At 69.5% G+C, this 12,583-nt stretch carries 8 protein-coding genes; 5 read left to right on the top strand and 3 right to left on the bottom strand.

Annotation, left to right across the window (positions count from 1 at the left end; translation table 11 throughout):
* Positions 1–20: 20 nt before the first annotated feature.
* From SSP24_RS20605 to SSP24_RS20585, 5 genes are all read left to right on the top strand, one after another.
* Positions 21–1,553, top strand: a complete 1,533-nt coding sequence (locus SSP24_RS20605) for a glycoside hydrolase family protein (RefSeq protein WP_141311141.1) — start codon at positions 21–23, stop codon at positions 1,551–1,553.
* Between the two features lie 288 nt (positions 1,554–1,841).
* Complete coding sequence (locus SSP24_RS20600; protein ID WP_141311140.1) at positions 1,842–3,152, top strand: alginate lyase family protein; 1,311 nt, start codon at positions 1,842–1,844, stop codon at positions 3,150–3,152.
* Positions 3,153–3,232: 80 nt separating this feature from the next.
* Complete coding sequence (locus SSP24_RS20595) at positions 3,233–5,680, top strand: alpha-L-arabinofuranosidase family protein (protein WP_141311139.1); 2,448 nt, start codon at positions 3,233–3,235, stop codon at positions 5,678–5,680.
* Positions 5,674–6,675 carry a LacI family DNA-binding transcriptional regulator gene (locus SSP24_RS20590; protein WP_141311138.1) on the top strand — a complete coding sequence of 334 codons (1,002 nt, stop codon included), beginning with the start codon at positions 5,674–5,676 and terminating at the stop codon, positions 6,673–6,675. The genes SSP24_RS20595 and SSP24_RS20590 overlap by 7 nt, the downstream gene beginning before the upstream one ends.
* Before the next feature lie 47 nt (positions 6,676–6,722).
* Complete coding sequence (locus SSP24_RS20585; protein WP_141311137.1) at positions 6,723–7,655, top strand: glycoside hydrolase family protein; 933 nt, start codon at positions 6,723–6,725, stop codon at positions 7,653–7,655.
* A 524-nt stretch (positions 7,656–8,179) separates the two neighbouring features.
* Here SSP24_RS20585 and SSP24_RS20580 read toward each other — a convergent pair.
* The 3 genes from SSP24_RS20580 to SSP24_RS20565 all read right to left on the bottom strand — a co-directional run.
* Positions 8,180–9,634 carry a HupE/UreJ family protein gene (locus SSP24_RS20580; protein ID WP_141311136.1) on the bottom strand — a complete coding sequence of 485 codons (1,455 nt, stop codon included), beginning with the start codon at positions 9,632–9,634 and terminating at the stop codon, positions 8,180–8,182.
* Positions 9,631–10,860, bottom strand: a complete 1,230-nt coding sequence (locus SSP24_RS20575) for a DUF3500 domain-containing protein (protein WP_229864925.1) — start codon at positions 10,858–10,860, stop codon at positions 9,631–9,633. The genes SSP24_RS20580 and SSP24_RS20575 overlap by 4 nt, the downstream gene beginning before the upstream one ends.
* Positions 10,861–11,755: 895 nt before the next feature.
* Positions 11,756–12,583: RICIN domain-containing protein (locus SSP24_RS20565; protein ID WP_141311135.1), on the bottom strand; the 828-nt coding region annotated here is incomplete at its 5' end.

Below are 12,583 nucleotides of genomic sequence, written 5' to 3'. Positions count from 1 at the left end.
ACCCTGACAAGGAGCCGCACATGAGCACGGACCTGACCCGCCGCAGAACCCTCCAGGCCGCGGGAGCCGCCGCCCTCGCCGCCGGCCTGTCCTCCCTGACCGCCACGACGGCCCACGCCGACGACACGGCGGAGGGCGACAACGCCGCGCCGAAGCTGGTCACCTACCCGATACCGTCCGGCGTGGCCACCCGGGCGAGCTTCAAGGTGCGGGTGCGTACCGCCCCCGACGGCGAGTGGCAGACCCTCGCCTGCTACGACCACGGCGTCAAGGAGATCAACGCCACCACCGGCTCCGGCAAGGTGTGGGGCTCCTCGATGGTGTACTTCGACTTCCGGGGGTCCGTGGAGATCGAGGTGACGTACCTCAAGGGTGGCACCACCAAGGCCCGCGTGCGTCCGGACTCGTACGGCATCACGTCCGAACTCCTCGGCGACACCCTGCGGTTCACCCTCGATGAGCCGAAGGACGTCGTCGTCCAGATCAACGACGAGATCTTCGACTGCCTGCACGTCATCACCAACCACATCGACCCGAACCCGCCTTCGGCCGACGACCCGGACGTCATCTACTTCGGTCCCGGCCTGCACTCGCTCTCCGGCGACATCCTCTACGTCCCCAGTGGCAAGACCGTCTACCTGGCGGGCGGCGCCGTCGTCACCGGGCAGATCAGCTTCAAGGACGCCGAGAAGGCACGTCTGCGAGGCCACGGCGTGCTGCGGCCGCGAGGTACCGTCGGCGGCGTCCAGCTCGACCACAGCAAGAACATCCGCGTCGAGGACGTCATCCTGCTCGGCAACGGCCTGGGCTGCTGGGAGGCCGACGGCGGCGTGGTCAAGAAGGTACGCGTGTTCACGTGGGGACAGTGGGGCGACGGCCTCCCCCTCTACTGCTCCAAGAACATCACCTACGACAGCTGCTTCGTACGCAGCTCCGACGACAGCCACTCCATCTATGCCCACCGCGGCGAGCTGTACGGCGACACCCGCGACGTCACCATCAAGAACGCCACCCTGTGGGCGGACGTCGCCCACCCGATCAACATCGGCACGCACGGCAACAGTGACGCCCCGGAGATGATCGAGAACCTCGTCATCAAGAACGTCGACATCCTCGACCACCGCGAGCCCCAGATGAACTACCAGGGCTGCATCGCCCTCAACGCCGGCGACTCCAACCTGATCAAGAACGTCCGCATCGAGGACGTACGGGTCGAGGACTTCCGCTGGGGCCAGCTCCTCAACTTCCGGGTCATGTACAACACGACGTACAACACCTCGGTCGGCCGCGGCATCGAGGACGTCTACATCAAGAACCTCACCTACACGGGCACCCACGCCAACCCGTCGCTCTTCCTCGGCTACGACGCCGACCACGCCATCAAGAACGTCACCTTCGAGAACCTGGTGGTCGACGGCCTGGTCATCGCCGACTCGATGCGCAAGCCGCGCTGGTACAAGACCACCGACATGGTGCAGTGGCACGCCAACGAGCACGTGATCGACCTCAAGTTCCTCACCACCGCCGAGGCCCAGGCGGCAGCCGCGTCATAGGTCCGACCGCGCCCTGCCGCCCGGGCGTCCGCCTCGGCGACAGGGCCTCGGCCGCACGGCTGAAGCGCACTGGGACCGCCTTCACCGCATACGCCGCTCCTGAAGAGGGCGTTGTCCGACCCTCCACGCCGCGGGAGACCTCCCCGGCTTCGGACAACGCCCCTCCCACGTGGGTCCTGTGCTCTGTTCACACGCCTCCCGAGCCTCGACACCACGCGGTTCGACCAAGTCGGCACCATCCCCGACCAGAGCCGGTCGGGGTCCCGTTCGATCGGAGTCGCACACCCCATGAGCCGCAACCATCTCCCCCCACTCGACCAAGGCACACCCCAACGCCTCCACACCGAGCTCCTGAGCCGGCGAGGCATCCTGCGCGCCGCCGGCGGACTCGGGCTCGCCGGCGCGCTCGGCGCCGCCTCCCTACCGTCCGCCGACGCCGCCGGCAAGCGGCACGGTGTCCGCAACCTGGCCCTTGCCGCCGCGCCGACCGTCTGGAACCACCCCGGCGGGATACACCACCCCGGTGACATCAACCGCGCCAAGGTCAGGGTGGCCTCGCGCATCGAGCCGTGGTACTCGGGCTGGCAGCGGCTCACCGCCAACGCCCACTCGGCCTCCACCTGGAAGGCCAACCCCCAGGAGACCGTCTACCGCGGCGGGAGCTACCAGAACTACGCGATCCTCTACAACGACATCGCCGCCGCCTACCAGAACACCCTGCGCTGGCTGATCAGCGGCGACACGGCCCACGCCGACTGCGCCGCCGCCATCTGCAACGCCTGGTCGAGCACCCTGACCACGATCACGGGCAGCACCGACGCGATCCTGGCCGCCGGCATCTACGGCTGGCAGTTCGCCAACGTCGGGGAACTGCTGCGCGACTACAGCGCCTTCGACCTCGAAGCCTTCCAGCAGATGATGCTGGACGTGTTCTACCCGATCAACCACGGCTTCCTCAGAGACCACAACTTCACCTGCATCACCCACTACTGGGCCAACTGGGATCTGTGCAACATCGCGTCGATCCTGGCCATAGCCATCCTCTGCGAGGACGGCGGGAAGTTCGACGAGGCCGTCACCTACTTCCAGAGCGGCGCGGGCAACGGCTCCCTCGCCCACGCGGTCCCGTACCTCTACACGGACGACGACGGCTACGCGCTCGGCCAGTGGCAGGAGTCCGGCCGCGACCAGGGCCACACACTCATGGGGATGGGCCAGATGGGCGCGATCTGCGAGATGGCCTACAACCAGGGCGTCGACCTCTACGGCTACGACAACAACAGGTTCTTCAAGGCCGCCCAGTACGTCGCCAAGTACAACCTCGGCCTGGACGTGCCCTACACCACCTACAGCTGGGGCAGCGGCACCAACTGCGCCTACAACGAGCAGACCGCCATCTCCGCGGCCGGCCGCGGAGGCATCCGCCCGGTGTGGGCGATGCTCCACTACCACTACAACCGGATCAAGCGCCTGGACGACAAGTACATCGCGGCCATGTCCAGCGACCTCGTCGGCATCGAGGGAGGAGGCGGCGACTACGGCTCCACCAGCGGCGGCTACGACCAGCTCGGCTTCGGCCAGCTGATGTACGCCAAGTAGTCCCGGGCGGCCCCGCGCTCCCCGCGGGGCCACCCCGTCACACCGTTCACGCAACGCCACACCCACGCAGGAGTATCTCCGTGCCCGACGCCAACCCCCCTGTCGAGACGGTCGTCGAGGTGGACACCCGCGCCCCGGGCACAGCCATCTCACCCGATTTGTTCGGCGCGTTCTTCGAGGACCTCAACTACGGGGCCGACGGCGGGTTGTACGCCGAGCTGGTGCAGAACCGGTCCTTCGAGTACAGCCCGGCCGACCGTCCCGAATGGCACTCCCTCACCGCCTGGGAGCTGCTGGAGCGGGACGGCGCCACCGGATCGGTCACGGTCTCCACCGATGACCCGCTGCACCCGGCCAACCCGCACTACGCGGTGCTGACCAGCACCACCACCGCCGGTGCGGGGCTGCGCAACGAGGGGTTCGACGGCATCCCGGTCCGGGCGGGCGAGACGTACGACGTGAGCGTCTTCGCCCGCCTGGCCGGGGGCACCGCCGACCGGCTGGTCGCACGGATCGAGAGACGGGACGGCGAACATGTCCACGGGCAGGCGGAGTTGGGCCCGCTGAACGGCTCCTGGAGGCGCCACACGGCGGTCATCACCTCGGAAGTCACCGACCCGGACGCCCGTTTCACCCTCACGGCGACCGGCCCCGGCACCGTCCACCTGGACCTGGTCTCGCTCTTCCCGCAGGCCACCTTCAAGGGCCGCCCGGGCGGCCTGCGCGCCGACCTGGCGCAGGCCATCGCCGACCTGAAGCCGAAGTTCCTGCGCTTTCCCGGCGGTTGCCTCGCCCACGGGCAGGGCCTCGCCAACTTGTACCGCTGGTCCGAGACCATCGGCCCGCTCCATGAGCGCAGGCAGCAGTTCAACATCTGGCACTACCACCAGTCGATGGGCCTCGGCTACTACGAGTACTTCCAGTTCTGCGAGGACATCGGCGCCAAACCGGTGCCCGTCGTCCCGGCCGCGGTCTGCTGCCAGAACAGCGACGTGACCGGACAGGCCGGCATCCCCGACGAGGAGATGGACGCCTACGTCGCCGAGGTACTGGCCCTGGTGGAGTGGGCCAACGGCCCCGCAGACTCGCCCTGGGGCGCCCTGCGCGCCGCCGCCGGACACCCCGAACCGTTCGGCCTCGAATACCTCGGCGTCGGCAACGAGGACACCATCACCGACACCTTCCGCGACCGCTTCTCCCGCATCCACGACGCCCTGCGCGAGCACCACCCCGAGATCACGGTCATCGGCACCCTCGGCCCGGCCACCTTCGGGGAGGACTGGGAGAAGGGCTGGGCGTTCGCCCGCGAACGGGGCGTACCCGTCGTCGACGAGCACTCCTACAAATCGCCGCGCTGGTTCCTGGAGAACAGCCGCCGCTTCGACTCCATGGACCGTGAGGGCTCGCACCTGTACATCGGCGAGTACGGCAGCTGGGGCAACGACGGCCGCGGCGCGCTCGCCGAGGCCCTCTACATGATCGCCATGGAACGCAACGGCGATGTCGTCCGGATGGCCTCCTACGCCCCGCTCCTCGCCAAACGCGACCACACCCAGTGGCTGCCCGACCTGATCTACTTCGACAACACGCACGTCTGGACCACACTCAACTACCACGTCCAGCAGATGCATTCGCTTAACTCGGGCGACACCGCGCTGCCCGTCACGGTCACCGGAGCGCCCCAGGCACCGGCCGTCCAGGTGAGCAACCGGCACGACATCCGCATCGGTACCGGTTCCGACACGCGCGCCGAGTTCACCGACGTCCTCTGCGGCCTCCTCGGCGAAGGTCTCGCACCGGCCCCCGACTTCCGTAACTGGGACACGCAGGACGGTACTTGGCAGCTGAACGGCGAAACCGTGGCCGGATCGGGTACCGGCCCGCTGCTCACGGACGCGGTGCGCGGAACGTCGTACGCCTTCTCGGTGCGGGCGAGGAAGACGGACGGCGCCGAGGGGTTCGTCCTGTGCTTCACCGGGACGACGTCCGAGCGCCGGTACCAGTGGCGGCTCGGCGGCTGGGACAACCGGGCGACCTGGCTCCAGCGGGTGGACGACGGCGTGGCGGACGACCTCGGCGAGCGCGTTCTCGACGGTGTGGAGAGCGGCCGTTGGTACGACCTGCGGGTGGAGGTGGACGGCCCGCGCGTGCGCTGCTTCCGCGACGGCGAGCTGCTCCACGACGTCGAGGACGTCCGGCCGGACCCGGAGGTCTTCGCCGTCTCGGCCGTCCGCGACAGCGCCACCCACGAGGTGATCATCAAGATCGTCAACACCACACCCGAACCTGTCACGGTCCGCCTGCGGCCGCCCGACATGGCCGGGGACACCGGCTGCGCGCGCACCACCCTCACCGTTCCTCCGGACGCCGGCAGCCGCTTCGGCCCGGCCCCGGCCGCGCCCGTGCACGACCGGATCACCGGGCCCGTCTGTGCTGTCCCGCCGCACTCCTTCACCGTTCTGCGCACGGACGCGCGGCATACCATGCGGGAGGGTGCCGAGACCGCAGACCAGGGGCGAGCGTGGTAACGATCAAGGATGTGGCGAAGGCGGCCGGGGTCTCACCGATGACCGTCTCGAACGTCATCAACGATCACCCGAACGTGCGCGGCTCGACGCGTGCGAAGGTCCTCGAGGCCATGGCCCGGCTCGACTACCGGGTCAACGTCGCCGCCCGCAATCTGGCCAAGGGCAGCACCGGAACCATCGGCCTCGCCGTCCCCGAGGTGAACAGCCCCTACTACAGCCGGCTGGCCGCCGCCATCATCGCCGCCGCCGAGCGGCGGGGCCTGCGCGTGAGCATCGAGCAGACCGCCTCCCGGGACAACGAACTGGACGCCCTGTCCCTGTCGCGCAACCGCCTCTACGACGGACTCATCCTGACCGCCGCGGGCATGCGACAGGCCGATGCCGAACGGCTTCGGGTGGACCACCCGGTCGTCATCCTCGGCGACCGGATCTTCGGCGCGCCGGTCGACCACGTCGCCATGCCCAACCTCGAAGCCTCGCGTGCGGCCACCCGCCACCTGATCGAGCGGGGCTGCCGGCGTATCGCGTTCCTGTGCGGGGCGGTGGAGGAGGTCGACACCTCCAGCCTCCGCCTCACCGGCTACCGGCAGGCTCTCGCGGAGGCGGGCCTGTCGACGGACCCCGCCCTGATCCAGCAGGTGGACAGGCTCGGCATGCGCGAAGGCGCCGGGCGCGCCCGGGAGATGGCGGAGGGCGGCCTCGACTTCGACGGCGTGTTCTGCGTGACCGACTCCCTGGCCATGGGCGTGCTGCGAGGACTGGCCGACGCCGGGATACGGGCGCCCGATCAGGTCAAGGTGATCGGCTTCGACAACGTCACGGAGAGCGAGTACTTCATCCCCTCGCTCTCCACGATCGACCCCGACCACGACGGGATGGCCGAGCGCGCGGTCGACCTCCTGCTCCAACGCATCGAACAGACCGAGCCCCCGACCCGGCAGCAGGACTTCATCGGCGACTTCTCGCTGGTGATCCGGGAGTCGACGGGTGGCTGAGGACAGTTCGCGCCTCGCCTCTCAGCACCACGACAAGGGAGACCTCCGTGAACCGCGTGGCCCCTGCCCCGCTCTTCCGTGACCCGATCTACGACGGAGCCGCCGACCCGGTCGCCGTCTTCAACCGTCAGGCCGGCGAATGGTGGCTCGTCTACACCAACCGCCGCACCACCGCCCCCGGCCCAGGCGTCTCCTGGGTGTACGGCACCGACCTGGGCGTGGCCGCATCCGCGGACGGCGGCCTCACCTGGACCTACCGGGGCACCCTCGCCGGCCTGGAGACCGAGTGGGGCCGCAACACCTTCTGGGCGCCGGAGATCATCTGGCACGACGGGGTCTACCACATGTACGTCAGCTACATCCGCGGCATACGCGACGACTGGAACGGCGACGCCCGGATCCGCCACTACACCAGCCCCGACCTGCTGGACTGGACGCATCACGGCGCCCTGGACCTCGGCTCCGACGGGGTCATCGACGCCTGTGTGTTCCCGCTGCCGGGCGGCGGCTGGCGCATGTGGTTCAAGGACGGCCGCCGCGGCTCGCTCACCTACGCCGCCGACAGCCCCGACCTGTACCAGTGGCGGCCCACCGGCCTCGTGATCGGCCATCGCCCGCACGAAGGGCCCAACGTCTTCGAACTCGGCGGCCACTACTGGATGCTCGTCGACGAATGGCGCGGCCAGGGCGTGCTGCGCTCGGACGACCTCACCACCTGGAAACACCAGGGCCTGATTTTGGACCGGCCTGGCAGCCGCCCCGACGACCAGACCATCGGCCTCCACGCCGACGTGGTCGTTCAGGAGGAGACTGCCTATGTCTTCTACTTCACCCACCCCGGCCGCGTCGGCGCCGCCGCCGAGGAGGACACCTACGCCACCCGCCGCTCCTCGCTCCAGGTCGCCGCCGCACGGGTCGTCGACGGCACTCTGCACTGTGACCGCGAGCCCGTACGACTCGATCTGTCCCCTGTGCCCTAGAAGGCGTCATGTGGTCTGGGTGGTCGGTTCGATGGAGGCCACCGCCGCGGTCGCGGTCGCATGGGCCAGGAGGCGATGAGCTTCTGTGGTCAGGTCCTGGGGGCGGACTGCGCTCCGTCCTGGACCGGCCCGCCGGGTGCGGCGAAGACCTGAGGGACTGGTGCTCGACGGGGAGCGTATCGGTCTGACGGGTGTCAGAAGCGATGTCCTGACGTGGAAATGCCGCACATTCTGAGCTCGTTCCGATGGGGCGTGGCAATAGCCCCCGACAGCGGGTCATTCTGCAGGCCGTCAGGGTGACGCCGTCGTAGCAGTGACGGCCACGACGGGGACGTGCTCGCAGATGTCCTCGGCCAGGGCCGCTCGGTGTCGGCCGCGATCACCAGGAGCCCGGCTCGCGTCGCGCCTGAACAGCCCGAGGCGTCGACGAGCCCAATCTGTCATAGGGCCGTCTCGCTGCTCCGAATGACTCCCTCCGGTCTCTGGCGCCACCCCGTGATCACCGCTTGCGGCTCTCAACCGCTCTATGTCGCCGCTGAGTTGGCGGTGTCCGTCGACTGGTTCCGATCGTACGGGTCACACGTCGTCGCCGTGTGTCGCCCTTCACACTCGGGACATGTCGCCGCAGGGGGCTCGGCCGGTCCGGGCCGTGCGTGCCGACGGGTGGCCAGGGTCCAGGCGGTGGCGGCGAGTGCGGTCACCGTGAGGCCGGCCAGCATCGCAGTGGTGTGGGATCCGGCGCTGTCGGCCGCCCGGGCGACGGGGTTGGGCAGGCCGAGGCGGTCGGCCAGCCAGCCGACGGCCGCCGTGGCGGTGAGCAGGGCGCCGGCCAGTCGTAGCGTGGGCTGGACGCGCAGGCGCGCCAGCACCAGCAGTGAGGGCAGGGCCAGGCAGACCAGCAGGAGCTGGACCAGTTCGATGCCGAGGTTGAAGCCGAGGAGGCTGGTCACGAGCTGCCCGGTGGACAGGTGCATCTCCGCCAGGACGAAGGAGAACGCCATGCCGTGGCCGAGCCCGAAGACCCCGGCCACGAGCGCCTCCTTGCCCGGGAAGAGGGGGCGGATCGCGTGGATCGCGCCGACGAGGATGCTGGCGGCGATGAACGCCTCGACCGGCCAGTCGGGGATGTCCAGGCGGCCGAGCGCGGTGACGGCCAGCGCGACGGAGTGCCCGGCGGTGAAGGCGAGCGTGATGCGGCCGATCCGAAGAAGCGCGGACCGGGCGCCGACCAGGCCGTCCCAGCGCCGTCCGGTGGCCGCGAGTGGCGCGGGCAGGAGCAGGATCAGCAGGAAGAGCAGGTGGTCGGTGCCGGTGAGGATGTGGTCGCCGCCCAGCTTCAGCATGGCGAGGAACCCGCGCCAGGTGCTGCCCTCGCCGAGGTCCACCTTCAGAGCCGGGACCGTCATGGTCCGGGTGTCGACCCGGATGGTGCCGACCTGGGTGGTGCCCTCGTCCTCGATCTGTCCGGCGGCCCAGTCCTGACGGACCGTCACCAGAGCGGTGTGCGTGATGACCTGGTGGACGATGACGTCGTAGTCGAAGGTGAAGCGTCGTACGTCGGTGCCGGCCGGCGGGGTGAGGACGGCCTCGGCGACCAGCTCGCGGTAGGGGCCGGTGGAGGTCTGCTCGGTGCTGCTGAGGCTCAGCTCGCCGATGCTGACCTGCCAGGCCTTGCCCCCGGTACTGGTCGGGTGGATGTGCTTGCCGAGGTAGGTCCGGATGGCCTCGGCCTTCGCGGACAGCGTGGCCCGGGTGGTGTCGCTCAGATCGATCCCGCTGGCCCGGGAGAAGTCGTCGGCCGGCAGTTCCAGCCGTGCGCTCACCGACGCCTGGTACACGTCGAGTTCCACCACCGAGTGCGGCATCGGATGCGCGGCGGCCGGCGACGCCCCGAGGAGGAGCGCCGCCGGTACCACGATCGCGATCCCGGCCACCAGGCGTGTCAGCGCTGCGATCAGCCAGTCTCGCGGTCCGGTCATGAGAAGGAGAACCCGCTGCCGTAGTCGCGGGTGTGGTCCCGGTACACGGTGTGGTAGTGGACCTTGTCCTGGTAGACGAAGCCGTTCTGGCAGACGAACTCGATCCACACGCTGGGGCCGTCGATGCGGACGTAGTCTCCCTGGGTGTCCAAGCCCGTGCCGCCGGAGTAGCCGATGTAGGTCTCGTTCAGCTCACGCGCGTACGTCTTCATGAGCTTCTTCGCGGTGGCGTCGTCCACGCCCGCGACCCAGGGGTGGATCGCCTCCAGGACCAGCTTCTGCTGCTTGGGCGACAGCTCGCTGGCCTTGATGCCCTCCTTGGTCTCCGGGAACTGGCCGTCCTCGCCCGGGCCGAGCAGCACGTCGTTGAAGGACTCGGACAGCTTGGCCTTGGCCAGCTGCTCCGTGCTCAGGCTGCCGGTCAGGGCGAGCATGCCGTTGCGGAACTTCGCCATCGGCTCGTACGTGGTGCCGTCGTCCGCGGTCCAGCTGGTGGGCTCGACGCCGGTGAAGTACGGGCTGGCGCCGGCCACCTTGCCGTTCTTGTAGGTGATGTTCACGGCGAGGTGGTGGCCGCCGAACTGCAGCTGCCAGGTGCCGTCGACCGACGGGGTGCCCAGGAAGGCCATGAGGTAGATGTCGCTGCCGTACCCGCCGCCTGCGCCGCCGCCGGTGCCGCCGGACGGCGGGGCGCCCGTCGGGGCGCCGCTGGCCGTGGCGCTCGGGTCCGCCGAGGCGGAGGCCGAGGGGTCGGCCGAGGGGTCGGCCGAGGCCGAGGCGTCGCTCGACGCGCTGCCCGACGGCGCGGCGGGCCCGGAGCCCGAGCCCTCCGCCGAGGCCAGCTGGTCGTCGGCCAGGAGGGTCTCAAGGACGTGCTCGTAGCCGGTGCCCTCGCCGGTCCCCAGGGCCACCTTCAGCACGTTCTTCAGGGCGGCCAGCTGCTCGTCGCTCAGCGAGCCCGTCTGGATGCCGACCCGGCAGGACGACCCGCACGGCAGGTTCGACCACGCGGTCGCGTTCGCCTGGGAGTAGTCCAGGACCGTCGCCGCCTGCTGGTCGGAGTCCAGCGTGTTCAGGAACGCGTTGGCGGCGCTGACCACGGCCGCGACGCCGTTGGCCTTCTTGTCGACCGGGTAGTGGACACCGGCCTTCTTCGCGGCGCCCGTGGTCGTCGCGGCGTTGGCCGCCACGAATCCGCCCCCGACGAGGACCACACCGGCGGCCACGCCGGCTATGCCCCGCCAAGTCCGTCGGTTACGAGCCCGACTTGTTCTCTCTTTGCTCACGAACACTCCCTGAAGACAAGGGTGGGGGACGGTGCGCCGACTCTGCGGGCGGCGGCGTCCAGAACACGCGCGCGCTGGATGAGAGAGCTATCAGCAATATCGTTGACAGCTCAACGCGCGGGCCTTCGGACCTGTCCCAATTGGATGGCGGGCACCCCATATACGGGAAATATCCTGGGCTCGTTGACAGGTTTCTCTCATTGCGACCTCAGCCGCCGAAACGGGCGCGCGTCACGAGAAGACCGCCGTCCCGGCACCTTCTCCACCGTTGGCAGGATGGCCGCGCTCCACCTCGCTGAACAGCGTCGGACGCGTGATCGCGGCGACGACGTCCAGAGGGAACAGCCCGCCCTGCACGCGGTCGGCGACCTCACCCTCACCGGCCGCGTCGAGACCACCCTGCGCACCGACACCCCCGACGGCGACCGCCCGGCCCTGCTCGTCGGCTGCGACGGCAGGAACCTGTGGGTCACCGGCCCGGACGGGGACGGGTTGGGCGAGGCGGTCCTCACCGAACCGCGGCGACCCTGCGCATCCTCACCATCGGCGAACACATCGAGGTCTACGCCGACGGCGTCTTCGCCCTCACCACCCCCTAGGGCCACCCCGCCCCGTGGACGGCCGTGTCGGAGTGCCGTACCCGCACCGTTCCCGTCCGCCCGATCCGCCCAATCGGCCTACCCGACCCCGACCGCGACTACGCCTCGGCCGTCTGGCCCGGTCTGTCCGCCCACTGATTTCCTGCGGAGCAGCTGCCCGGCAGGCGACACCGCCCGTCGCCGGGGCCGGTTCGACGGCCGGGTCGGCGACGGGCGGTGTGGCAGCACAGGTGAGGTCAGTTGAGGGTCCACTGCTGGTTCGTCTGGCCGTTGCAGGTCCACAGGATCAGCTTGGTGCCGTTGGCGGTCGCCGCTTCGGAGGCGTCCAGGCAGAGGCCGGAGAGGTTGTTGGTGAGGGTGCCGTTGGAGTTGGCGGTCCACTTCTGGTTGGTGCCGCCGTTGCAGTCCCAGATGATGACCTTGGTGCCGTTGCTGGTGCCGTTGTTGTCGGCGTCCAGGCACTTGTTGCCGTAGACGACGAGCTCGCCCCGTGAGGTCTGCGTGAAGGTCTCGTTCCGCCCGCCGAAGCAGTCCCACAGGATGGCCTGAGAGGCGTTGGTGATGGTGTTCTTCTCCAGGCCGGCGCAGCGGTTCGAGGCGGCGCCGACGAGGGCCACGCCGTTGGTGCCGGGGATGCCCTGGACACGGATCGCGTCGATGTCGGGCGCGGTGCTGCCGGAGACCGTCGCGAAGCGCACGGTGTTGGTGCCCTTGGCCAGGTGCGCCAGAACGGACACCGTGCGATAGGTCGTGGCCGAGCCGGTCGGCGGGAAGGCGACGACGTAGCTGTACTGGCCGTTGACCTTGATGGTCGCCTTACGGGCCGTGCTGCCGCCGTTGGCGTAGGTGATGTCCACCAGCTTGGTGCCCGCCGCGCCGGTCGTTACGGCACTGAACGTGGGTGTGGTGGCCGTGGTGGTGTCCTCGTAGGTCGACCCGGACGCCTCGGTGCCGGAGACGGTGAGCAGGACGGCGTCGTTCGCCGGGACGGTGGTGGAGTAACTCGTGGCGTGGGAGCCGGCGTTGGTGCCGGTCCACACGTTGCGGACGGACGCCGAGGCACC

The organism is Streptomyces spinoverrucosus (genome assembly GCF_006539505.1).
Taxonomy (GTDB): Bacteria; Actinomycetota; Actinomycetes; order Streptomycetales; family Streptomycetaceae; genus Streptomyces; species Streptomyces spinoverrucosus.
The sequence above is the reverse complement of the archived record's forward strand: the minus strand, read 5'-3'. Positions and strand labels throughout refer to the sequence as shown.